Here is a 23,050-nt window from a genome sequence, read left to right on the forward strand (position 1 = left end):
GAATTTGTCAGGCAAGAAACCTATGCGCATCTCTGTTTTACTGTTGTTGTGCTCATTTCCTTTGGCTTTATCCCATTCTGCGCATGCTGATAGCCCTTCCGAGGCGTCTGCGGCCGATCAAACCCGTCTGTTTTTTGGCAAAGATAACCGTATTAAAGTCACCGAAACCAGCGGTTGGCCGTGGCAGGCTATTGGCCAGGTAGAAACCGCCAGTGGTAACCTGTGTACCGCTACGCTGATCTCTCCCCATCTGGCGCTAACCGCAGGCCACTGCGTACTGGCCCCTCCTGGCAATCTTGATAAGGCCGTGGCGCTGCGCTTTATTTCCGGTAGCAAAGGCTGGCAATACCAGACGGAAAATATCGAAACGCTGGTCGATAAGTCATTAGGTAAAAAGCTGAAGGCGGATGGCGACGGCTGGATCGTGCCACCAGCGGCGGCAGCGTATGATTTTGCGTTGATCAGGCTAAAAGATAACAAACCGCTGGCGATTAAACCGTTGCCATTATGGCAAGGTGACGGAAAAGCGTTAACGCAAACCTTAAAGTTGGCAAAGCGCCTGGTCACCCAGGCCGGTTATCCAGAAGATCATCTGGACGATCTGTACAGCCATCAAAATTGTAAAGTCACCGGTTGGGCACAACAAGGCGTGTTATCACACCAGTGCGACACCTTACCCGGTGACAGCGGCTCCCCATTGATATTGAAGACCGCAGAAGGCTGGCGACTTATCGCTATCCAGAGTTCTGCACCCGCAGCACAAGACCGCTACCGGGCCGATAACCGCGCACTGTCAGTTACCGGCATTCGCGATGCTTTGGATCTCTTAGCCGCCGGTAAGTAACTCCTCCGAACAGCGCAGGCCACCGTTATCCCACCGGAGGGTAATGGTGGCGGGCAAACTGTGCTGCAATACCCTATCAGCGTTTGGCCCATCGGTTTGCTGATAAAAGGTGCCGGCCTGCTCCAGTGATGAACCACCACGCATTTTACGCTCGATCAGCCGTGCCCGCAGTTGCTGTGCTGGTGCCTGAATAAATAGCGTTAAGTCGCTGTGACGGGCCAGATCGCGCCAACCTGGCTCATCAAGCAACAACCAGTTACCTTCTACGATCGTTACCGGTGCAGTCACCTCGATAGCGTTGGGTACCGGATCGTGCAACACGCGATCGTAAGTAGGCCACAATACACGTGGTTGATCGAGTGAAGCCAACGCCAACTCAAGCTGCTGACGATCAAAGGTTTCTGGCATTCCCTTCTTGCTGCGCAACCCTTGCGCATCAAGCCAGGAGTTAGGACGGTGAAAGCCATCCATCGGCAGAGTTTGCAAGGCCGGTAATTCATCATGCTGTGCCGATAAATGCTGCCAGAAGGCCGTCAGCGTCGATTTACCGCTGCCAGGAGGTGCCGCCAGGAAAACCACCAGGCGCGCCCCCTTTTGCTGCTGCTTTTGGGCCAACAGGCGCAGTAAAGGTAAGTGCACCTGTTCGACCTCCTCATCGTTAAAAAAGGCATCGATCGTCAGCCCATTAACTGTTAGCGCTATTTTCATTGGTCAGTTCCTTTAACAGCGAAGTCACCGCCAGCGTTAATCCGGTTTTAATCATGTTGCCGTAGCGCTCGTTATTAAAAACCTCAAAGCTGGAAAACTTCATCTTTCTTATCGCACTGAAAAGTTGTTCGTTTTCCGTAATGGCATTCAGGTTGGAAATAAAATCAAAGGTCATTTCATCATGAAAGCTCAGCGAGCTATTTTCCGCCTGCACATGCTGGCTAAATTGTGAAAGACAGATGATATCGGCATAAACGGTTTTTTTGATTTTCCCCAGTGCATACAATAAGCGCAGGGAGACATCCATATTGTCCAAAGGGCCGGATTTTGCCAGCAATGGCTTTACCGCATATTCGAGTATGTCGGGATCGTTATTGACAAACACCTGTGGCAAATAGGTTTTGACAGCAGAAAATAAAATCTCATTTGCCTTCTGTAACCAATTGAGCAATTGTTCCTGCTCGTCCAGTTGTTCAATTATTTCATCTTCTGTCAGCGTTTTCATTCGTCCTGCGATACCATCAATGCAAGTGTAACGTATGAATTCTATTACACGACCCGTCGGTACCATTAATCATAAGGGTTTCTGTGCTCAAGTACCCCTCTTTTTGTTTTATTCCGCCGATAATGTCACCTTTGGTTATCCCGGTTGCCGAAAAAATCACCTCATCACTGGCGATCAGGGCATTGAGCGGCAAAATGGTGTTAATCTCAATTCCCATATTGCTGCAGCGCCGCCGTTCTTCCTGCGCCAATAATCTGTGCTCTGGCGTATCGCCTTTCGCCTGGCAGAAATCGATCAGCTCGGCTTGCATATCTCCGCCCAGCAGACGCACCGCACAGGCCGATATGACCCCTTCCGGCGCGCCACCCAAGGTATACATGATGTCGGCTTCACCACCTGGTAGGCAGGTCATCAGGCTGGCGGCCACGTCACCGTCAGGAATGGCAAAAATCTTCACCCCCAGCGCCTGCGCCTGTTGGCGGATCAGTTCATGGCGCGGTTTATCCAGCGTGATCATGCGCAGTTGATGCAATGGCTTACCCAATGCCTGCGCTACTTGCCGCAGATTTTGCTCCAGAGGCAACCGCAAATCGATAGCCCCTTTAGCTCCTGGCCCCACCACCATCTTGCGCATATACATGTCTGGGGCATGCAACAAAGCATTGTGTGGGGCAAAGGCGATCACGGCCAGCGCATTATATTGGCCCATGGCCACCATCCGCGTGCCTTCGATAGGATCAACAGCAATGTCCACGGCCGGGCCATTCCCGCTCCCCAACCGCTCACCGATATACAGCATGGGAGCCTGATCGATTTCGCCTTCACCGATCACAATCTGCCCCTGCATGGCCATACCACTCAGTTGCTGACGCATGGCCGCGACGGCCACCCCATCAATTTGATTTTTATCACCACAGCCCAGCAGCGGCCAGGCAGCCAATGCAGCCTGTTGAGTGGTGCGTACAATGTCATAAGCCAGCGATTTCATCGGCAGTTATACCCCTGTTTCCACGCCAAAATGTTGCAGCAGGAAACGCTCGGCCTGTTCGTTCCAAACGCCGTGGCTTTCAGCCACCAGTTCCGCCAAGCGGGCATAGAATGGGTCTGTTTTCCCGAGTTCTGGGAAGTCGGCAATTGCGGTTAACGGCATGGTGGCAAAGTTATAGATCAGCTTTTTCCCGCCGGGGATCGAAGGTAGATTGATGATGGTTTCCGGCACGGCATCCAGCCCACCTATATGGGTGATCATCACCGAAGGATTAATGCGGCCTTCAGCGGTCAGTTGCAGCGCCTCCAACATATCTCCCGTCGAGCCCCCCGAAGTGCCCACGACATGTGTGGATGCATAATGCACGTTGTAAAAGTTAAACGGCACTTTGAATTCACTGTCGGTTGGGCCCGCAAAGAAATTCAGGCAACCGTCTTCAGCCAGCAGATCATCCCCCAGCACCAGCACATCGGCCACCGCAGCATAAACGAAGACATCGTCAAAGCCGTGGCCCTGCGTCAGGTCACGTAAGGCAGCCACCGGGTCGGTAACCTTGCTGCTGTTGAAATACACCAGTTCAACGCCTTTTTCACGCGCTACGCTTTCCGGCAATAGTAATCTGGCCCGCGCCAAACGCGCCTCGTCGATATCCACGACCACTACCCGCGCAGGGCGGATGTTACCGTTGATGGCATAATCGATCGCACCAATGCCCATCGGCCCGGCACTGGCCAATAACGCCACGTTGCCGCCGGGTTTGATCCCCATGCGATGCTCATAGACATATTGCGTCGTATGGTAATTGGCATGGTAGGCACCTATGATGCAGCACATCGGCTCTGCCAAAGAGGCCGCCGCAAAATAACTGCCTTCATACGGTAATACACAACCTAGCTCCACAGCCTGCTGTGGAATAATCATATAGGTGGCATTGCCGCCGAAAAACTCGTAGCTATAACCCGCCGAATAACCACTCGGCAATCCCATCGCCGGTTGCAGCACAAAACGTTGCCCAGCCCGGTAGCGTTGCTGTAGGTTTTTGCCCACCTGCTCAATGATCCCGGCACATTCATGGCCAGTGATCGCAGGGTGTTCGGCAACGTCATCAGGTACCCGCTTGTGGTTAGCCCCCAATTTGGCGGCCTTCCAGGTAGACAGGCACACACTGTCGGAAATGACCTTAACCAACAGTTCATCATCACCTAGAGGCGGTAATTCAAACTCACGCAGGCGAACGTCGTTTTGGCCATAAATAGCGGCGGCTTGGGTTTTCATACGGCTTCCTTTTCTGAGTGTGTGGCAACCAGTTGTTCCAACAAACGATCGAGATTGCTGTCACCGAGATAATTGCTGATCAATACTTTGGGTTTATCACTCACCCGTTCGGCTCGCCCTTCCAGGCTAGAGTGCGTCACGATCAGGTCGGCTTCCGGCGGAATATTTTCAATGGCGTAGTGCTTCACGCTGATCGGCACCCCGGCTTTCTCCAAACGTTTACGGAAGGTGGTTGCCCCCATCGCGCTGGAACCCATGCCTGCATCACAAACAAATGCGATGTGACGGATCGGTTGTGTTTGCCCTTTGCCCGCAGCTTTCAAGGCTTTCACCTGCCGCTGTGAGTCATCAAAACTATCTTCGGTCACCTGCTTTTTCTCGGTTTTCAGGATCAGTGCGGCAATCAGGAACGAAACCAGCGTCCCGGCGGCGACGCCTGCCAAGGTACCAGCAAAGCCACCACGCGGCGTCAGAGCCAGATAGGCAAAGATTGAACCCGGGCTTGGCCCGGCAACCAAACCAGCACCCATCAGATCAAACACGTAGATCCCCGCCATCCCGCCAGCAATCATGGCAATGATCATCAGCGGCTTCATCAGCACATACGGGAAGTAGAGTTCGTGAATACCCCCGAGGAAATGGATAATCATCGCGCCCGGTGCCGACTTTTTGCTCATACCCTGGCCAAATAGCGAAAACGCCAGCAGGATACCAAGCCCTGGCCCTGGGTTAGAGGCCACCATAAAGAACACCGAGCGGCCGTTCACCGCCGTATCCTGCATACCCAGCGGGTAATACACCCCCTGGTCGATGGCGTTATTCAGGAATAACACCTTCGCCGGTTCGTTGATAATCGACAACAGCGGCAGGTATCCAGTGGCTACCAGAGATTCAATGCCAGCACGTACCAAATGGTTAGCCTGCTGTACCGCTGGGCCAATCACCTCGTAGGCAAACAGGCACAAGAACATGCCGACAATCCCCAGTGAGAAGTTATTGACCACCATCTCAAAGCCAGCGGGGATACGCTTATCCAGCTTGGTGTCGATATATTTGATGATCACCCCGCCCAGCGGCCCCATCACCATCGCGCCGATGAACATAGGAATATCTGCCCCCACAATCACGCCGATGGTGCCAATCCCCCCCATCACCGCGCCACGTTTTTCCGCGATCAGGTAGCCACCGGTGGAGCCGATCATCAGCGGTAGCAAATAGGTGATCATCGGACCGACCAGTTGCCCAAAGTGGGCGTTAGGCATCCAGCCGGTGGGAATAAACAGTGCCGTAATAAATCCCCACGCAATAAATGCGCCGATATTAGGGATTACCATAGCCGTCAGGAACCCGCCAAAAGCTTGCACTCTGGCTCGCATTGTTTTATTGGCCATTATAATGATCCTTGAGTGTATAAAATCAGAAGCGCAGAATGATTTCTTTTATTTCTGATACCTTGGTTGCCTGAGTAAGCTGTTCAATTGCCTGGTCATCACAGAACATTTCACTCAATAACTGGATGGCATTGATATGGCTGTCGGCATCTTTTGCCGCCAGGCCGATTAACACTTTCACCTGCGGATTGTCATCATTGAAATAAACCCCCTGCGGCAATACCGTTAGGGTTAATGCCGTGCCCAAAGCCCCTTCTTCCGGACGTGCATGGGGCATAGCCACTTCCGGTGTAAGAATATAATAGGCGCCATTATTTTGCGTACTGTGCTTTATTGCCGCCACATAACGTGGCTCAACGATATTATTTTCCAGCAGACAGCACATCGATAAATCAATAGCCTGCTGCCAGTCGCAATTTTGCTGGTGAACGGTAAATGCATTTTCCGGGAAGTAATCTATCAATCCATTCATGTGTTTTTCCTATCGTTATTCCAAGAGGATTGGGAATTGCTTTGCAGCTTATGGAGTAATAATGGGAAACGCAATCCGATGCCATTTCGTGATTGAAATCACTTTTAATTTGAAATACATTGCAATTGAAGATCTGGTTCACAAAAAATTGATTGAAATTTTCAAATTATAGATTTGTCAATAGTTAAAATGTGACCACTATTGCATTTAACTAATTTTATAAAAATAGAAATATTGTGACATTAATCACCATTGCAGTATTGCCAATCAAGAAAAATAGCAGGAATTACTCAATACTTCGTATCCCACCCGCCATAAACCGCTTTGGCGTGGTGCCGGTATACTGGCGGAAAAAGGCGATAAATGCGCTGTCGCTAGAGAAGGCCAACCGCTGTGCAACCGCGCTTACGGAAGGCAATTGCGCCAGTAACTCAATGGCGTGCATCAAACGCCATTGCTGGCACCACTGCTGATAGCTCAGCCCGGTTTCCCGCTGGAAGATTCGCGTTAACGTTTTAGGATGGAGATTGATCGCCTTGGCTAATACCACCAGCCCAGGGAGCTGATCGACGCCGTTTAAGCTATCAATCCAGGCCGCTATGCGCGGTTCGCTCGGCAGTATCAAGCTGGTATTTTCCTGCTCCGCCACCCTCAGTTCATTGCGCAAGACTCGCAACAGATCTTCCGCCTGGGGATGCTGCTGCGCGTAGTCAAACGGCCAATGTGCGATGCGTTCTATCACCGCGGCCAGTAACGGATTGGCGGCTAACACCGCACTGTGCGGCATTGCCAGCATCGCGGCATCCGTAAAATAGAGCGAACGGTAAGCCACCTGCCCGCGCAGTTGCACGCGATGCCTCACGCCGCTCGGTATCCAGATAATGCGCGTTGGCGGCAGGATCAGCCAGCGTTCGGCTAACGTCACCGTCATACAGCCACGTGGGGCATAGAGGATCTGGGCCCGTTGATGCTGATGTACGCCAGAATCATGTTCCGCCAGTTCGGCACTAATTCCCACCACCGGAGCGAAGTAACTATCCGGATCAAAAACCTGATGTTGCAGGATCAGTGCCATGCCGCAGTCCCATTTTCATTGTTTTTTGTCCTGATGATTGTAATCGAACAATCGCCATCTCCCTATACTGCTGTCACTTATTTGGGAGAATGCTATGTCCGTCAAAAATCTGCCTCTGCCACTGATCATCGTGATGATCATGGCACCACAAATCCTGGAAACGCTCTATAGCCCGGCGTTAACCGCTATCCGCTTTGATTACCATATCGATGCCACGCAGGCCGGCCACACGCTGTCGGTCTATTTTTTCGCCTTCGCTTTCGGCGTGGCGTTTTGGGGAACGATCAGCGACAAATATGGCCGTAGAGCCGCCATGCTCGCCGGTTTGCTGCTGTATACGGCAGGAGCCTTGCTGGCGTTGCTGAGCAACTCTTTCACGTTGCTCATCGTCTCGCGCGCCGTTATCGCCTTTGGTGCCGCCGTTGGTTCTGTGGTGACGCAGACCATGCTGCGCGATGTCTATCAGGGGCAGGCGTTAGGCAAGATGTTTGCGATCATTGGTATGGCATTGTCGATAAGCCCGGTGTTGGGGATGTTTAGCGGCGGAATGCTGGTGTTTTGGGGCGGTCGCATGGCCATTTTCTCCGCGCAAGCAGGATTGGCGCTGTTGTTGCTGATCTGGTGCTGGCGAGCGTTGCCAGAAACCCGTCAGCAAACCACCGGTATCGCTTTACTCCCCTGTTTGCAGGAGATGCTGCGCGATAGGCAAATCTGGTGCTCGGCGTTGCTGGTTGCCAGTTTTAACATCATGGCGTTCAGCTACTTCAGTCTGGCCCCGTTTATTTTTGAGACCTTGGGGCTGACCAGCGAGCAGTTTGGTTATTCGGGGATTGTTTTGGCCTTTGGCAGCCTGTGCGGCGCAGCGGCAAACCGCTATCTTCTGCAAAAAGGATTATGCGCTTACCGGCAGATCCAAATGGCCAGTCTGTTAGCCCTATTGGCCGCCGTGGGTGCGTGGTATTGGCAGGCAAGTCTGATGATCCTGCTGCCCTGCATGGCGGTGACCGTTGCTTTTGGCTTGGCCATTCCCAATATTCTCAGCCAGGCGCTGAAGCATTACCGCAACCGGCTGGGTGCTGCCGGAGCGGTATTGGGATTACTCTATTATCTGCTGATCGCTGGCGGCCTGGCACTGGCCGCCATGGGCCAGCACCTGCCGTTAACGCTGCTGGGATGTAGCCTGTTAAGCCTCGCCTGTTCAGCAAGGCTTAAAGGTTACGCAGAGAGCTGATCGATGGTCTGCAAGATACGCTTCTCAGAAATCGGGTAAGGCGTACCCAACTGCTGAGCGAACAGGCTGACGCGCAGCTCCTCAATCATCCAGCGTACTGCCTTCACCTCTTCATCCTGCTGGCGTTTTGGCGGCAGCTTGTTCAGCCACTGCTGCCACGCCTGTTGGACCTGTTCCACCCGGATCATCTGAGCGCGATCGCGGTGCGGATCGTTCGCCAGCTTCTCCAGGCGGCGCTCAATCGCTTGCAGATAACGCAAGGTGTCCGGCAGGCGGCTCCAACCGTTATTGGTGACAAAGCCACGGTAAACCAGGCCATTAAGCTGGGCCTTGATATCGGACAGCGCCAACGCCAACGAGATATCAACGCGCCCTTTCAGACGCTTGTTGATGTTGAAGACCGTCGTCAGGATCTGTTCCACCTGTTTGGCCACGCCCACCACGGTTTCGTTCAGCTCGGCCCGCACCAACTCTTGCAGCCGGGCAAAGTTTTCTTCCGCCCACACCGGCCCGCCGTGTTCGGCAATCAGCTTGTCGATGCCGCAGGAGATACAGTCGTCGATCAGATCCAGCACTTTGCCATACGGGTTGAAATACAGCCCAAGCTTGGCCTTGTTCGGCAACTTCTCATGCAGATATTTGATCGGCGACGGGATGTTCAACAGCAACAAACGGCGCGTACCTTGCCACATGGCCTGCTGCTGCTCCTGTTCGCTGTCAAACAGACGGATGGCTACGCTATCTTTTTCGTCCACCAGCGCCGGATAGGCCTTGACCGAGTAACCACCACGCTTCTGCTCATAAAACTCAGGGAGTTTGCCAAAGCTCCAGATATGCAGATTGCTCTGTTCCAGACCATCATCAGCCACGGCCGACAGCGTCTCTTGTACCTTGTCTTTGAGCTGGACCCTTAGCGCGGCCAGATCTTTGCCTTCGCGCAGGGTTTTGTGTTTCTCACCCACCACGCGGAAGGTCATTTTCAGATGATCGGGCACCTGATCCCACTGCCAATCCTCACGTGACACCGTCACACCAGTCATGCGGCGTAGCTCGCGCTCCAGCGAATCCAGCAGCGGCATTTCCAATGGCGTTGCCCGGCCAAGGAAAGCTTCAGCGTAGTTCGGCGCTGGCACAAAATTGCGCCGTACCGGCTTGGGTAAGGATTTGATCAGTGCGATCACGAGTTCACGGCGGATACCGGGGATTTGCCACTCAAAACCGGCCTCTTCCACCTGATTGAGGATCGGTAACGGGATGTGCACGGTAACGCCATCGGCGTCAGTACCCGGCTCAAACTGGTAGGTCAGGCGCAACTTGAGGTTGCCCTGATACCAGTAGTTCGGATAATCCAGCGCGCTGACCTTATTGGCTCCATCCTTGATCAACATCTCTTTTTCAAAGTTGAGCAGCTCAGGGTTCTGCTTCCCGGCGGCTTTCCACCACTGGTCAAAATGACGCCCGGACACCACATCGCTCGGAATGCGCTGATCGTAGAAACTGAACAGCGTTTCGTCATCCACCAGAATGTCGCGGCGGCGCGATTTGTGTTCCAGCTCTTCCACTTCGGCACGCAGCTTCAGGTTGGCGGCGAAGAACGGGTGCCGCGTTTGCCAGTCACCCTCCACCAGCGCATGGCGGATAAACAGTTCACGGCACAGCAGCGGATCGATGGTGCTGTAATTTACCGGGCGAGCTGCGACGATCGGCAGACCAAACAGCGTGACCTTTTCACTGGCCATCACCGCGCCCTGGGATTTGGACCAGTGCGGTTCGCTGTAATGATGCTTGACCAGGTGCTGAGCCATCGGCTCAATCCATTCTGGCTCGATACGCGCGGCAATACGGCCCCACAGGCGGCTGGTTTCCACCAGTTCTGCCACCATCGTCCACTTAGGCGGCTTCTTGAACAGCCCGGAGCCCGGGAAGATGGAGAAACGGGCGTTGCGCGCACCGGTAAACTCTTGCTTATCCGCATCCTTCTGGCCAATGTGCGATAGCAGGCCGCTCAGCAGCGCGGTATGTACGCTGCGGTAGTCCGAAGGCACGCTGTTGACCGGCAGGCCCAACTCTTTCACCACCTGGCGCAGTTGGGTGTAGATATCCTGCCATTCACGCACTCGCAGATAGTTAAGGAAATCGTTGCGGCACAGGCGGCGGAACTGGCTGGAAGAGTTTTCCTTCTGCTGTTCCTTGAGATAATCCCACAGGTTGACGAACGCCATAAAATCGGAGTCTTTGTCGGCGAAGCGGCGGTGTTTTTCATCGGAGGCCTGTTGCTTATCCATCGGCCGCTCGCGCGGATCCTGGATCGACAACGCCGAGGTGATGATCATCATCTCGCGCACGCTACCACTCTTCTGGGCTTCCAGCACCATTCGAGCCAAACGTGGGTCGATCGGCAACTGCGCCAACTGACGGCCCTGCGGTGTCAGCTGATAGTGGCCGTTTTCCGCGGTTTTGATGGCCCCCAACTCTTCTAACAGACGCACGCCGTCCTGGATATTGCGATTATCCGGCGCTTCGACAAACGGGAAGGCGGCAATATCGCCCAACCCCAGCGAGGTCATCTGCAATATGACCGAGGCCAGGTTAGTTCGCAGAATTTCCGGATCGGTAAACGCCGGGCGCGACAGGAAATCCTGTTCCGAGAACAGGCGGATACAGATACCGTCCGAAACACGCCCACAGCGGCCCTTACGCTGGTTAGCAGAAGCTTGCGACACCGGCTCGATCGGCAAACGCTGCACTTTGGTACGGAAGCTGTAGCGGCTGATACGCGCCGTACCTGGGTCGATAACGTATTTAATACCCGGCACGGTCAGCGAGGTTTCTGCCACGTTGGTCGCCAGCACGATGCGGCGGCCGTGGTGCGACTGGAACACCCGGTTCTGTTCACTGTTGGACAAGCGGGCATACAGCGGCAGCACCTCGGTATGCGGCAGGTTGAGCTTGGTCAGCGCATCGGCGGTATCACGGATTTCACGTTCACCGCTCATAAAGATCAGGATATCGCCTGGCCCTTCACGCCCCAATTCGTCCACTGCGTCGAAGATAGCCTGAAGCTGATCGCGTTCGGTATCATCGGCGTCGTCCACCACCGGCCGATAACGCACCTCGACCGGATAGGTACGGCCAGAAACCTCAATGATCGGCGCATTGTTGAAGTGGCGAGAAAAGCGCTGCGGATCGATGGTGGCCGAGGTAATGATCACCTTCAAATCCGGGCGTTTTGGCAACAGCTCCCGGAGGTAACCCAAGATGAAATCGATGTTCAGGCTGCGCTCGTGCGCCTCATCGATGATCAGGGTATCGTACTGCATCAGCAGGCGATCCTGCTGGATTTCGGCCAGCAAGATCCCGTCGGTCATCAGTTTGACCAGGGTATTTTCACCCACCTGATCGTTGAAGCGCACCTTGTAACCGACGCTGCCACCCAGCGGGGTTTCCAGCTCATCGGCAATGCGGTTGGCAACGGTGCGTGCAGCCAGGCGGCGCGGTTGCGTGTGGCCAATCAGGCCTTTGACGCCGCGCCCTAACTCCAGGCAGATTTTCGGTAGCTGTGTAGTCTTCCCTGAGCCGGTTTCACCCGCCACGATCACCACTTGATGATCGCGGATGGCGGCAAGAATGTCCTGCTTCTTCTGGCTGACAGGCAGGCTTTCCGGGTAAGTGATTTTCGGGCACGAGGCCGCGCGGGAGCGCACCTTCAGCATGGCTTGCTCGATATCACCCGCTATTTCTGCGGCAACCGCCTGTTGAGCTTCGGGGCTTTTGACTTTGCGCGCACCTTGCAACCGGCGTTGCAGGCGCTGCTGATCACGGAGCATCAAGTCTCCCAGTTGGGATGACAATGCCGCGAGCGTAGATTTCACGTTCGGTGTTCCTTGTTTCTTCGCAACTACTGCTTAACGTCAGGGACTAGGTTTGATGTTATAGCTGACGTGTCGGTGCCAATAACTGCGTTTATTAAATTAGGTTTATCGATTTTTTGACTTAGCGCAGCAGGATACCACAATGGCATTTCTCCCCATAATCCATCCATTTAACCTGGGTTTTCTTGTTCAATAAAATCGAACGTAGATCTCGAAATATTCCGCTATCCCTGTTGGAACAATATGAATAGAGTGTACCTCATGCAACGGGCGACCAGCCCTGATGTCACAGTCAACACGAAAGGAATTATCGATGAGCAACGTATTGGTTCTAAAATCCAGCATCCTGGCAACTTATTCTCAGTCTAACCAATTGGCTGATTTCTTCGTTGAGCAGTGGGCCAATGCTCACAGCAACGATACCATCACCGTGCGTGACCTGGCTGCACAGCCGATCCCGGTGCTGGATGGCGAACTGGTTGGCGCAATGCGTCCTTCAGATGCCCCGCTGACTCCACGCCAGAAAGAAGCTCTGGCCCTGTCAGACGAACTGATTGCCGAGCTGCAAGCCAACGATACTATCGTTATCGCCGCTCCGATGTACAACTTCAACATCCCAACTCAGTTGAAGAATTATTTTGACCTGATTGCCCGTGCCGGCGTGACCTTCCGTTACACCGAGAACGGCCCGGAAGGCTTGGTAAAAAACAAACGTGCCATCATTCTGACCAGCCGTGGCGGCATCCATAAAGGCACCCCAACCGACCTGGTAGAACCTTACCTGCGTCTGTTCCTGGGCTTTATCGGTATTACCGAGGTTGAGTTCGTCTTTGCCGAAGGGATTGCCTACGGTCCAGACGTTGCGACCAAAGCCCAGGCCGATGCCAAAGCGTTACTGGCCGAAGTGATCGCTGCTTAAATAGCGATGCCCGGGCGCAGAGATTGCGCTCTGGTAAGTCACACACCTGCAAAATCCGTTTTACCCTCAGAACAATAAGTCGTTTAAATTCCGTTGCGCGCCCTAGGGCGCGCTTTTTTATTTCTGCAACCACTGGCCGTTAATGCCACGGACATATTCCCCTGCTGGCGCTCGTGTCACCAGCTTCTGCCCGGCCATCCGCGCAACTTCATCGATGGCAATATAATTGCTGGCGGCCACCTGTTGGTATTTCTCGGCACGCCCGGCATTGATTTTTTTCACCAACGCCTGAGTCTCCGCGTCCTGCTTCACCGGAGCGATATAACCACTGAGCGTTTCACCAACCCGCCCTTGCTGCTTGGCTTCATCCAGCGTCAACGCCTGAGCCATCCCACTGAATAACCAACCGGCGGCAATCAACCACAGATAACGTTTTTTCATGCTGGCTCCTAGAACAGACCGCTTTGGTCTTTCAGCAGGTTCTCAACGTCCTTATCCACTTTGATACGGATCTCATGTTCAATTTTGACGTTCATATTGATGGTGATGGGATCTTTAGGCGTCGCCACCTCAATGCGCGGTACGCAACCGCTCAGCAAGGATGCGCCCAACACGGCTGCCAGCAATGGCCCTGTCGCGTTCTTCATTGTTGTTCCTCGGGTTTAGAGAGCGTCTGCTCCAGCCACTCTTGTAAATTGTCGCCGAAGCGCAGGCTGCGCCACAGCTGAAACACGTTTTCCTGATGGCTATAGTTAAGGATAACCTCACGCTTGGCATTTTTCTGCGGATTTACGCCATCGATATGCGCCTTTAGCGTCAATTCGCCCAGGTTATCGAGATCGACCCGCGCCTTTGAGCGGTTGATTTCCATGTAGCGTAGCCAGTCGATGGCGGCACCGGTGGCCAGGTTATTGCTGCCAATGGCATCGGCCATATCTTTATCCAGCCGCAGCGTCATGACCCCCGCATTGGCGATCCAGCCATTTTGCACCAGCCATTTGGGGTGGTTCAGGTAGAGCGGCAACTCGCCGTTGATGCGGCCAGACATGGCGAACTGCTTCGGTTTGAGCGCGGTAAACAGTGCGCTGAGGTCGATTTCTTCCAGTTTGAGCACCGCCGCATCATGCTGCGGCATCCGTAATGCCGAAAGGCTGATATGACCGTTCAGCATATCCACACCGATGTTGCTCAACGTCAACGGATACGCTTCGCTGTAGGGATAGGTACCTTGCAGATCGGCGGTAATATTCTGCATCTCAAACAGCGTCTTGATGGATTTGATGCGCAGCATGATCGGCCGTTTGGCCCCAAGCTGCCACAGGTGGTTCTTAAACCGATAGGGCAAGACAAAGTCCAGCCCGCTCAATTCGCCATCTTGCAGCCACATGCCGCCATTGCGCACCACCCAGTGGCCACCGGCTTCAAACCCCTGTACTCGCGCAGCAGAAAATGCCGACTGTGCATAGAACTCGCCTGCCCGCAGTTTGATGTTCAGATCGGGTGAAATCAGCGGTTGGAATACCGTTAACGACTGTTTTGGCCACCAGCCTTCACCCCGCAGGCGTTCACCATCCCAGCGGCCCCGCAACTTGATTGGACCAATCTGCTCGGCCTGCAACGCGCCTTGCCATTGGAAACTGTCTGGCCCCGTACCTTGCAACTGCAAATCCAGTACCGAAGGCGGCAAATAACGGCCTGCACCAAAACTGGTTTTGTCAGCCACCAGTTGCACACCGCCGGTAAGGCTCGGTGCTTTGCTATCCCGCTGCCACTGGATCGGCTGGCTGAGCGTCATGCGCGGCGTCGCGACCGTGACCATGCCGTACTTCAACCGATCAAAACCGGTGGAAAGTCGATCCAGGATGATGCTGGTGTCCTGCCAACGCCCACTGCCTGCAACATCCCAGGCGGCCTGTAGCGGGGGTAACTTGCCGTTACCCCAAGCGCGCCATTGCCACTGACCATGATCTGGCCAGAAATCTTGTGCCTGACCGTCCAAATGCAGCTTGAAACGGCCCCAGTAACTTTCGCTGGCGCTGATAATCGCCTGCAAACGGCCACTGATCCCAAGAGCGGTGACTTTTACTCCAGCCAGCGGCAGCCGAGCCTCTTCCAGTTTTATGTCCGGTGCCGGGCGGCCCCAGGCGCGCAGTAAAGACCCCGGCTGTAGCACCAGCGTTGGGTTAAGGACCGAGCCGCTGATAATGCCGGGGATTGACGCCGTAAGCGAGAGATTGGCCAGGTTTGCCTGCCCGGTCAGCTGGAATCCCAGATCGCTGTTGGTCAGACTCAGGCTACCCGGCCCCAACGTCAGCACCGCGTTGCCCTTGCCGTTGTGCCCGGCGGTGATCACGTTCAAACGTGCGGTAATTTGGGTTTCGTCAAACCCCTGGCTCCAGTCATGCAACGCCACATTCAAACCACCGCTGAGCGGTTGCTCCAGATAAGGCCAGCGCCATTCGCCTTTTTCGATGCTGATCTGTTTTGGCGTTAGTGCCCAAGGGAGCGTCGCCAACGGTTGGTCGCTGCCCTTTTCCGTCAGGGTCAATACGCCCTGCTGCTGTTGCCAGTGCAAATCCAGCAGCAAGGGTTTTTCCAGATAGGCGGTTTGTATCTCACCTTGCAACGCCCCTTGGATCGGCAAACTGTCCATATCCAGCGGTACGGTGACTTTGCCTGTCAGTTGAACAGGAACCGTGCTGTTGGGTGGCGTGATGCTAAGCTTGCTTAACGTCAGTTGCTGATGTTCATCCAACTGCGCCTCGGCGGTGACGTTCTTACCTTGATAATGCAACCGTTGGCCAGTGGCCGCAGACGACAGTTGCAATTTACCGGCGTAGGCTTGCCATGGGGTGAGCGTGAGAAGATTGATATTCAGGTCAAACGGCGGCAGCATCGCTTGCAATCGGTCTAGCGCCAATGGCGTGCTGTCCCCCTCGGAGGCGGGCAATTTTGACAGGCAGGCGGTATCCACGTCCGCTCGTTCACCCTTTAAATGCCAACTTCCCATTTGGTAGGCGAGTTGCAGTTCACTGACATTGGCGATGGCGCAGCCTTGGGCGCTGAACTTCAGCCCATCAAGATGCAAAGCCCCCTGCTGCCAACGCAAGGGCCCTTGCAAAACCAGCTGGCTACCCTGCGGTAACCAAGGCGCTATCGCACGCGGCAACCAACGAGGCAGGGTTTGCCACAGCGCGATGATCAACAGGATGATGCCCGTTACGATCGCTACAAATACTTTTAATCTCTTGGTCATTAAGCGCAGGTTTAGTTCCTGATAAACATCGATTAGCCAAGTGCAATGATGACACGGATCCCCTGGCAGGTGAAGGTGAACCCATCTCATCATTTATAGAGCAGGTTTCGCAATTTTGATATTTACCCAGTGAATATAGAAAATGGCTAATACACTGATTATCAGCATAAAACCCTAAAAGACCTGCGCCGTCACAGGTCGCTAAACCATTGTCGTATTTGGCAAAATATGTTAATTTGATCACATAATCACGCGGGAGAAACCACGATGAAAATGGCGATTTACAGCACCAAACAGTATGACCGTAAGTATCTTGAATTGGTAAATCAGCAGTTTGGTTATGAGCTGGAGTTTTTCGACTTTCTGCTAAGCAAGAAAACCGCCAAAACGGCTATCGGCTGTAAGGCCGTATGCATCTTCGTCAATGACGACGGTAGCCGGGAAGTGCTGGAAGAACTGGCCGCGCTTGGGGTCGAGATCCTCGCCCTGCGTTGCGCCGGGTTCAATAACGTCGATCTGGATGCGGCGAAAGAGCTGGGTATCAAGGTGGTGCGCGTTCCAGCTTATTCACCTGAAGCCGTAGCCGAACACGCCGTGGGCATGATGATGTGCCTGAACCGCCGCATTCATCGTGCTTATCAGCGCACCCGCGATGCCAACTTCTCGCTGGAAGGGCTGATCGGCTTCAATATGCATAACCGCACCGCAGGCGTGATTGGCACCGGTAAGATCGGCGTAGCCACCATGCGTATTCTGAAAGGCTTTGGCATGAAGCTCTTGGCCTACGATCCCTACCCAAGCGCGCAGGCGTTAGAACTGGGTGCCGAATATGTCGATCTTAAAACGCTGTATGCCCAGGCGGACGTGATCACCCTGCACTGCCCGTTGACGCCGGAAAACCATCACCTGCTGAATGCGGACGCGTTCTCCATGATGAAGGACGGCGTGATGGTGATTAACACCAGCCGCGGTGCCTTGATCGACTCTTCCGCCGCTATCGATGCCCTCAAACAGCAGAAGATTGGTGCGCTGGGGATGGACGTATACGAGAACGAACGCGACCTGTTCTTTGAAGACAAATCCAACGACGTGATCCAGGACGACGTTTTCCGCCGCCTGTCCGCCTGCCATAACGTGCTGTTTACCGGGCACCAGGCGTTCCTGACGGAAGAGGCGTTGACCAGTATCTCGCAAACCACGTTGAAAAATATTGAACAGCTTGCGCGGGGTGAAGCCTGCCCTAATCAGCTTAATGCCTAATACTTTGGGGCGCGCTTAGCGCCCCTGATCCTTCCGACAAAACCTGAACAGGTTCACAATAATGAAAAAACTGATCCCTTTAGCAATGGCCAGTGCGCTATTGGCTGGCTGTGGTTCCGCGCAAACCAAACAACAAACCGTAGTAGAAAGCGATCTGCTGCATCATAACTTTGTGTTGCAAAGCGTGGATGGTGTAGCGGTTGAGGCGAAACAAGGCAGCGGCCCGAGCATCGAGTTCGGCGAGAAAATGAATATTTCCGGATCTATGTGCAACCGTTTCTTCGGCCAGGGCCAGTTAGAAAACGGCGTGCTGACGGTGAAAAACCTCGCCACTACCCGCATGATGTGCGCGGATCCGCAACGTAACCAATGGGATCAAACCATAGGCACACTGCTGGCTAACGGTGCAAAAGTCTCTCTCAACGGCCAACAGCTGACCCTGAGCGGCAGCGATCACCAACTGGTATATACCCTGAAAGACTGGGTCAATTAATTTTCCCCCTCACCCCAACCCTCTCCCAAAGGGAGAGGGAGCTGGCACGGTGATGAAGGTAACAACGGTTGCCAACCTGTAGCACGCTACGTCCGGGATAAAATGGACTTACCGGGAACAGGCTCCACGGCCCAGCGCCGACTCTTCGCACTGCTTGCCGTTCGGCATCTGACACATTCTGAGCGTATCGCCGTTGAGCGAATGGGCAATGGTGGTTACTCCGCCCACGCTGGCACAGCTTTCGCTGGTAGGTATCGCACCAATATTGGCACTGGTGGCGATCTGCTGTGGTTCTTGGTCGTTATTGCTGCTGCAGGCAGCCAAAGAGAGTATGGCGCCGGCAAGCAGCCATTTTGCTGTGATCATTATTCATACCCCTGAACCGAAACGATGCTGTGTAATTTTGCCATTGCTGATAACCCGAGCCACTGGAACGATGGGCCCGTTTGGTTATCTTTGATGTCCACCCGTTGAGCTTCAAGTTGCCGCCTGCTCATCATCAAGCGGCAACCGGAAAGACAACTTTAGTAATCTAGCTTGTTAGCTTAATAATAGAAATATGATTAGCCATTAATTTGGCTTTTTTTTGACCTGAAAGCATTTCGCTCTCGATCAGTGCCCTGCCGACTTGGACAGCAGATTAATTACCAACACCCCGGCAATAATCAGCCCCATACCAATCACCGCAGGCATATCCAGCTTCTGCTGGTAAAAAAACACCGCGGCAATCGACACCAGCACGATCCCCAATCCCGACCAGATGGCATAGACAATCCCCAGCGGCATGGTTTTTACCACCATCGAAAGCCCCCAAAATGCTACCGCGTAACCCAACACGACAAACACCGATGGCCACAAGCGGGTAAACCCTTCAGAGGCTTTCAGCAAGGTGGTGGCAATCACTTCGGCGATAATCGCCATGGCTAAATAGATAAATGCGGTCATTTTCAACTTCTTCTTTCTGTTTCGCGTCACATCAAAATTAGGACGCGGAGATTAAATTAGCGTTACATCGCGGCAACGCTTTACCATTACGCTGCAAATAGTAATTATTTTTTAACGAAATATCACCTTACATCCAGATTTTGTGCGCCACACAAATGCGATAAAGCACAAATAACCCCCTCTGTTAGACTTTACTGATGATTATAAGAAGCTGACTTTTGCAGCTTTGTGAGCACAGAAAGGTACTGCAGATGATTACTACAGATGGTAATAACGCTGTCGCTTCCGTGGCTTATCGCACCAGTGAAGTGATTGCCATTTACCCAATTACCCCGAGTTCGACCATGGCGGAACAAACCGCTGCCTGGTCCAGTGACGGCAGGAAAAACATTTGGGGCGACGTCCCCAACGTGGTGGAAATGCAGTCCGAAGGCGGAGCCATTGCTACCGTGCACGGTGCGTTGCAAACCGGCGCACTTTCCACCTCCTTCACCTCGTCCCAGGGATTGCTGTTGATGATCCCTTCGCTGTATAAGCTGGCCGGGGAGCTAACGCCATTTGTCCTGCACGTTGCCGCTCGCACCGTCGCCACTCATGCATTATCCATCTTTGGCGATCACTCCGACGTGATGGCCGTACGCCAGACCGGTTGCGCCATGCTGTGTGCCAGCAACGTGCAAGAAGCGCAGGATTTCGCGTTGATCGCCCAGACGGCCACGCTAAACAGCCGCCTGCCGTTCATCCATTTCTTCGATGGTTTCCGCACCTCGCACGAAATCAACAAGATCGCCCCGCTGAGCGACGAAACGCTACAGCAGATGATGCCACAGGACGCCATCGACGCCCACCGCAGCCGGGCTCTCTCACCGGATCATCCCGTCATACGCGGCACGTCAGCCAACCCGGATACCTACTTCCAATCGCGGGAAGCGACCAATCCGTGGTACGACAATACTTACCAGCATGTGCAGCAGGCGATGGACAAGTTTGCGGCCATCACCGGCCGCAGCTATCAGCCGTTTGAGTATTACGGCCACCCGCAGGCCGAACGCGTGGTGATCCTGATGGGGTCCGCCATCGGTACCTGTGAAGAAGCGATCGACCACCTGCTGACCCGCGGTGAAAAAGTGGGCGTTCTTAAAGTTCGGCTTTACCGTCCTTTCTCCGCCAAACATCTGCTCGCCGTACTGCCGGAAAGCGCACAAAAAATTGCGGTACTTGACCGCACCAAAGAACCGGGTGCTCTGGCCGAGCCTTTATACCTGGATGTAATGACCGCGCTGGCAGAAGCCTTTAGCCGTGGTGAACGTGCCAGCATGCCGATGGTGATTGGCGGGCGCTATGGGCTATCTTCCAAGGAGTTTGGCCCAGACTGCGCGTTGGCCATTTTCCGCGAGTTGATGCTGGATAAGCCCCGCCCCCGTTTTACCGTGGGTATTTTCGACGATATTACCGGTCTGTCACTACCGCTCCACGAAGAAACGCTCCCTCAGCGGGCCTCGTTGGAGGCGCTGTTCTATGGTTTGGGCAGCGATGGCTCGGTTTCTGCCACCAAGAACAACATCAAAATTATCGGCAACAGCACGCCGATGTTTGCCCAAGGCTACTTTGTCTACGACTCGAAAAAGGCCGGCGGCCTGACCGTGTCACACCTGCGGGTTAGCGATAAGCCGATCAATTCGGCGTATCTTATCGACCGCGCCGACTTTGTCGGTTGCCACCAATGGCAGTTTATCGACAAGTATCAAATGGTGGAGCGGCTAAAACCTGGCGGTATTTTCCTGCTTAATACCCCTTATAGCGCGGATGAAGTCTGGTCGCGCCTGCCGCAGGAGGTCCAGGCGATCCTGCATCAGCGCCAGGCAAAGCTTTACATCATCAACGCGGCCAAGCTGGCGCGCGAATGTCATTTGGGTGCTCGCATCAATACCGTTATGCAGATGGCCTTCTTCCATCTGACAAAGATCCTGCCGGGTGAAGTGGCGTTGCAGGAGCTACAGGGAGCGATTGCCCGCAGCTACAGCAACAAGGGCCAAGAGGTGGTCGAACGTAACTGGCAGGCCTTGGGCGCCACGCTGAGTGAGCTGACGGAAATCCCGCTGCGCCCACTCGACAGCAACAGTCCGATACGTCCACCGGTGGTTTCCGACGCCGCGCCGTATTTTGTCAAAACCGTTACCGCCGTGATGCTGGCGGGGCTGGGCGATACCCTGCCGGTTTCTGCATTCCCGCCGGACGGCACCTGGCCTGTAGGCACCACGCAGTGGGAAAAACGCAATATCGCCGAAGAAGTGCCGATCTGGCAGCCGGACCTGTGTACCCAGTGTAACCACTGCGTCGCCGCCTGCCCGCATTCTGCCATTCGCGCCAAAGTGGTTCCACCAGAAGCCATGGAGTACGCCCCTGCCACGCTGCAATCGCTGGATGTAAAATCCCGTGATATGCGCGGCCAGAAATACGTATTGCAGGTCGCCCCTGAAGATTGCACCGGCTGTAACCTGTGCGTAGAGGTTTGCCCGGCGAAAGATCGCCAGAACCCGGAAATCAAGGCGATCAATATGGCATCCCGCCTCGATCATCTGGCAGAGGAAAAGGCTCATTATGACTTCTTCCTGCAACTGCCAGAGATCGACGCCTCGCAGTTGGAACGCATCGATATCCGCACCTCACAGCTGATCTCTCCGCTGTTTGAATATTCGGGTGCCTGTTCCGGCTGTGGCGAAACGCCGTATATCAAGCTGCTGACCCAGCTATATGGCGACCGGTTGCTGATTGCCAACGCCACCGGCTGTTCTTCTATCTATGGCGGTAACCTGCCCACCACGCCTTACACCACCAACGCCGATGGCCGTGGCCCAGCCTGGGCAAACTCGCTGTTTGAGGATAATGCCGAATTTGGTCTGGGCTTCCGCCTGACGGTGGATCAGCACCGCCGCCGCGTATTGCGCCTGCTCGATACCTTGGCTCCGCAATTACCTGCCCAGTTGGTGGCCTCATTGCAGGTAGACGAGATCGCCACCGGCCCGCGCCGCCAGCAGATCGCCGAATTACGTAGCCTGTTGGCTAACGTGGCAGGTAACGACGCCCGTCAGCTAGCTACCGATGCCGACTATCTGGTAGATAAGTCTATCTGGCTGATCGGCGGTGACGGCTGGGCCTACGATATCGGCTTCGGCGGTCTGGATCATGTGCTGAGCCTGACGGAAAACGTCAACGTGTTGGTGCTGGATACGCAGTGCTACTCCAATACCGGCGGGCAACAATCCAAGGCCACTCCACTGGGGGCCGTGACCAAGTTTGGTGAACACGGCAAGCGCAAGGCTCGTAAGGATCTTGGCGTCAGCATGATGATGTACGGCCATGTGTATGTTGCGCAGATCTCGTTGGGGGCGCAGCTTAACCAAACGGTGAAAGCGATTCAGGAAGCGGAAGCCTATCCCGGCCCTTCCCTGATCATCGCCTACAGCCCTTGTGAGGAACACGGTTACGATCTGGCTCTGAGCCACGACCAGATGCGGCAGCTAACCGCGACCGGCTTCTGGCCGCTGTATCGCTTCGATCCACGTCGTACTGCGGAAGGCAAAGCCGCGTTGGCGCTGGACTCCCGGCCACCGAACAGTGAGCTGACGGCGACATTGAACAAGGAACAGCGTTTCCGCCGCCTCAACACGCAGCAGCCTGAGGTTGCCGCCGCGCTGTATGAAGCAGCAGAAAAAGAGCTGAAGGAGAAATATGATTTCCTAAGCCTGCTGGCTGGGAAGTCGGAGAAGGCAGCTTCGGAGTAACACTTTTGAGGGCGCGGTTTCGCGCCCTTTT

Annotated in this window: 19 protein-coding genes; 6 read left to right on the forward strand and 13 right to left on the reverse strand. The window is 54.4% G+C overall.

Features of this window, described 5'->3' with window-relative positions; all coding sequences use genetic code 11:
* Nucleotides 1-22 precede the first annotated feature (22 nt).
* Nucleotides 23-844 carry a serine protease gene (locus tag KGP16_RS13750; protein WP_021806511.1) on the forward strand — a complete coding sequence of 274 codons (822 nt, stop codon included), beginning with the start codon at nucleotides 23-25 and terminating at the stop codon, nucleotides 842-844.
* On the opposite strand, the gene KGP16_RS13755 is transcribed toward KGP16_RS13750, so the two are convergent.
* From KGP16_RS13755 to KGP16_RS13785, 7 genes are all read right to left on the reverse strand, one after another.
* Entirely contained in the window at nucleotides 827-1,552 is a 726-nt protein-coding gene (locus KGP16_RS13755) for a nucleoside/nucleotide kinase family protein (protein ID WP_223499864.1), read from the reverse strand. The two genes, KGP16_RS13750 and KGP16_RS13755, sit on opposite strands and share 18 nt — an antisense overlap.
* Complete coding sequence (locus KGP16_RS13760; RefSeq protein WP_115158896.1) at nucleotides 1,530-2,057, reverse strand: MltR family transcriptional regulator; 528 nt, start codon at nucleotides 2,055-2,057, stop codon at nucleotides 1,530-1,532. Before KGP16_RS13760 ends, KGP16_RS13755 begins: the two co-directional genes overlap by 23 nt.
* Nucleotides 2,058-2,073: 16 nt before the next feature.
* Entirely contained in the window at nucleotides 2,074-3,045 is a 972-nt protein-coding gene (gene glpX / locus KGP16_RS13765) for a class II fructose-bisphosphatase (RefSeq protein ID WP_209522885.1), read from the reverse strand.
* A 6-nt stretch (nucleotides 3,046-3,051) separates the two neighbouring features.
* Complete coding sequence (locus KGP16_RS13770; protein ID WP_166732632.1) at nucleotides 3,052-4,320, reverse strand: zinc-binding dehydrogenase; 1,269 nt, start codon at nucleotides 4,318-4,320, stop codon at nucleotides 3,052-3,054.
* On the reverse strand, nucleotides 4,317-5,711 hold the full coding sequence (locus KGP16_RS13775; protein ID WP_024486535.1) for a PTS mannitol transporter subunit IICB: 1,395 nt from the start codon (nucleotides 5,709-5,711) through the stop codon (nucleotides 4,317-4,319). The genes KGP16_RS13770 and KGP16_RS13775 overlap by 4 nt, the downstream gene beginning before the upstream one ends.
* Nucleotides 5,712-5,736: 25 nt before the next feature.
* The gene (locus KGP16_RS13780) at nucleotides 5,737-6,183 is read right to left on the reverse strand and encodes a PTS sugar transporter subunit IIA (protein ID WP_223499865.1); all 447 of its coding nucleotides are present in this window, start codon (nucleotides 6,181-6,183) and stop codon (nucleotides 5,737-5,739) included.
* Between the two features lie 286 nt (nucleotides 6,184-6,469).
* A complete protein-coding gene (locus tag KGP16_RS13785) occupies nucleotides 6,470-7,258 on the reverse strand; it encodes a helix-turn-helix transcriptional regulator (RefSeq protein ID WP_218519293.1) in 789 nt (262 codons plus the stop codon).
* Between the two features lie 94 nt (nucleotides 7,259-7,352).
* Between KGP16_RS13785 and KGP16_RS13790 the strand changes: the two genes are divergently transcribed.
* Nucleotides 7,353-8,489 (forward strand): MFS transporter, encoded by a 1,137-nt coding sequence (locus KGP16_RS13790; RefSeq protein WP_223499867.1) that lies wholly within the window; start codon nucleotides 7,353-7,355, stop codon nucleotides 8,487-8,489.
* On the opposite strand, the gene hrpA is transcribed toward KGP16_RS13790, so the two are convergent.
* Nucleotides 8,474-12,361, reverse strand: coding sequence for an ATP-dependent RNA helicase HrpA (hrpA, locus tag KGP16_RS13795; protein ID WP_179251642.1), 3,888 nt, complete (start codon nucleotides 12,359-12,361; stop codon nucleotides 8,474-8,476). The genes KGP16_RS13790 and hrpA overlap by 16 nt on opposite strands.
* 313 nt (nucleotides 12,362-12,674) lie before the next feature.
* Between hrpA and KGP16_RS13800 the strand changes: the two genes are divergently transcribed.
* Nucleotides 12,675-13,280: an FMN-dependent NADH-azoreductase gene (locus KGP16_RS13800; protein WP_037375971.1), complete on the forward strand. Its 606-nt coding sequence runs from the start codon at nucleotides 12,675-12,677 to the stop codon at nucleotides 13,278-13,280.
* A gap of 117 nt (nucleotides 13,281-13,397) precedes the next feature.
* Here KGP16_RS13800 and KGP16_RS13805 read toward each other — a convergent pair whose 3' ends face one another.
* The 3 genes from KGP16_RS13805 to KGP16_RS13815 are packed head-to-tail and all read right to left on the reverse strand — an operon-like array spanning nucleotide 13,398 to nucleotide 16,536.
* Entirely contained in the window at nucleotides 13,398-13,721 is a 324-nt protein-coding gene (locus KGP16_RS13805) for a YdbL family protein (protein ID WP_223497760.1), read from the reverse strand.
* An 8-nt stretch (nucleotides 13,722-13,729) separates the two neighbouring features.
* Nucleotides 13,730-13,927, reverse strand: coding sequence for a YnbE family lipoprotein (locus tag KGP16_RS13810; RefSeq protein WP_021177849.1), 198 nt, complete (start codon nucleotides 13,925-13,927; stop codon nucleotides 13,730-13,732).
* A complete protein-coding gene (locus KGP16_RS13815; protein WP_223497761.1) occupies nucleotides 13,924-16,536 on the reverse strand; it encodes a YdbH family protein in 2,613 nt (870 codons plus the stop codon). The genes KGP16_RS13810 and KGP16_RS13815 overlap by 4 nt, the downstream gene beginning before the upstream one ends.
* A gap of 267 nt (nucleotides 16,537-16,803) precedes the next feature.
* On the opposite strand from KGP16_RS13815, the gene KGP16_RS13820 reads away from it, so the two are divergent.
* Both KGP16_RS13820 and hslJ read left to right on the forward strand, forming a co-directional pair.
* Nucleotides 16,804-17,796 (forward strand): 2-hydroxyacid dehydrogenase, encoded by a 993-nt coding sequence (locus KGP16_RS13820; protein WP_024486550.1) that lies wholly within the window; start codon nucleotides 16,804-16,806, stop codon nucleotides 17,794-17,796.
* A gap of 61 nt (nucleotides 17,797-17,857) precedes the next feature.
* The gene (gene hslJ, locus KGP16_RS13825; RefSeq protein WP_094981306.1) at nucleotides 17,858-18,289 is read left to right on the forward strand and encodes a heat shock protein HslJ; all 432 of its coding nucleotides are present in this window, start codon (nucleotides 17,858-17,860) and stop codon (nucleotides 18,287-18,289) included.
* A 108-nt stretch (nucleotides 18,290-18,397) separates the two neighbouring features.
* Here the strand turns inward: hslJ and KGP16_RS13830 are convergent, their stop codons facing one another.
* The gene (locus tag KGP16_RS13830; RefSeq protein WP_021177845.1) at nucleotides 18,398-18,655 is read right to left on the reverse strand and encodes a DUF333 domain-containing protein; all 258 of its coding nucleotides are present in this window, start codon (nucleotides 18,653-18,655) and stop codon (nucleotides 18,398-18,400) included.
* A gap of 246 nt (nucleotides 18,656-18,901) precedes the next feature.
* The gene (locus KGP16_RS13835) at nucleotides 18,902-19,234 is read right to left on the reverse strand and encodes an SMR family transporter (RefSeq protein WP_223499868.1); all 333 of its coding nucleotides are present in this window, start codon (nucleotides 19,232-19,234) and stop codon (nucleotides 18,902-18,904) included.
* A 251-nt stretch (nucleotides 19,235-19,485) separates the two neighbouring features.
* Between KGP16_RS13835 and nifJ the strand changes: the two genes are divergently transcribed.
* Nucleotides 19,486-23,019, forward strand: a complete 3,534-nt coding sequence (gene nifJ / locus KGP16_RS13840) for a pyruvate:ferredoxin (flavodoxin) oxidoreductase (RefSeq protein WP_223499869.1) — start codon at nucleotides 19,486-19,488, stop codon at nucleotides 23,017-23,019.
* The last annotated feature ends 31 nt before the right edge of the window (nucleotides 23,020-23,050 follow it).

The sequence above is a fragment of the Serratia sp. JSRIV006 genome, from assembly GCF_019968685.1.
GTDB lineage: Bacteria > Pseudomonadota > Gammaproteobacteria > Enterobacterales > Enterobacteriaceae > Chania > Chania fonticola_B.

Coding starts and splice junctions, on each gene's coding strand:
- KGP16_RS13790 (WP_223499867.1), top strand. CDS start 7,353: ATGTCCGTCAAAAATCTGCCTCTGCCACTGATCATCGTGATGATCATG.
- KGP16_RS13830 (WP_021177845.1), bottom strand. CDS start 18,655: ATGATCACAGCAAAATGGCTGCTTGCCGGCGCCATACTCTCTTTGGCT.
- KGP16_RS13810 (WP_021177849.1), bottom strand. CDS start 13,927: ATGAAGAACGCGACAGGGCCATTGCTGGCAGCCGTGTTGGGCGCATCC.
- KGP16_RS13780 (WP_223499865.1), bottom strand. CDS start 6,183: ATGAATGGATTGATAGATTACTTCCCGGAAAATGCATTTACCGTTCAC.
- KGP16_RS13770 (WP_166732632.1), bottom strand. CDS start 4,320: ATGAAAACCCAAGCCGCCGCTATTTATGGCCAAAACGACGTTCGCCTG.
- KGP16_RS13775 (WP_024486535.1), bottom strand. CDS start 5,711: ATGGCCAATAAAACAATGCGAGCCAGAGTGCAAGCTTTTGGCGGGTTC.
- KGP16_RS13815 (WP_223497761.1), bottom strand. CDS start 16,536: ATGACCAAGAGATTAAAAGTATTTGTAGCGATCGTAACGGGCATCATC.
- hslJ (WP_094981306.1), top strand. CDS start 17,858: ATGAAAAAACTGATCCCTTTAGCAATGGCCAGTGCGCTATTGGCTGGC.
- KGP16_RS13800 (WP_037375971.1), top strand. CDS start 12,675: ATGAGCAACGTATTGGTTCTAAAATCCAGCATCCTGGCAACTTATTCT.
- KGP16_RS13760 (WP_115158896.1), bottom strand. CDS start 2,057: ATGAAAACGCTGACAGAAGATGAAATAATTGAACAACTGGACGAGCAG.
- glpX (WP_209522885.1), bottom strand. CDS start 3,045: ATGAAATCGCTGGCTTATGACATTGTACGCACCACTCAACAGGCTGCA.
- KGP16_RS13785 (WP_218519293.1), bottom strand. CDS start 7,258: ATGGCACTGATCCTGCAACATCAGGTTTTTGATCCGGATAGTTACTTC.
- KGP16_RS13755 (WP_223499864.1), bottom strand. CDS start 1,552: ATGAAAATAGCGCTAACAGTTAATGGGCTGACGATCGATGCCTTTTTT.
- KGP16_RS13820 (WP_024486550.1), top strand. CDS start 16,804: ATGAAAATGGCGATTTACAGCACCAAACAGTATGACCGTAAGTATCTT.
- KGP16_RS13835 (WP_223499868.1), bottom strand. CDS start 19,234: ATGACCGCATTTATCTATTTAGCCATGGCGATTATCGCCGAAGTGATT.
- KGP16_RS13805 (WP_223497760.1), bottom strand. CDS start 13,721: ATGAAAAAACGTTATCTGTGGTTGATTGCCGCCGGTTGGTTATTCAGT.
- KGP16_RS13750 (WP_021806511.1), top strand. CDS start 23: ATGCGCATCTCTGTTTTACTGTTGTTGTGCTCATTTCCTTTGGCTTTA.
- nifJ (WP_223499869.1), top strand. CDS start 19,486: ATGATTACTACAGATGGTAATAACGCTGTCGCTTCCGTGGCTTATCGC.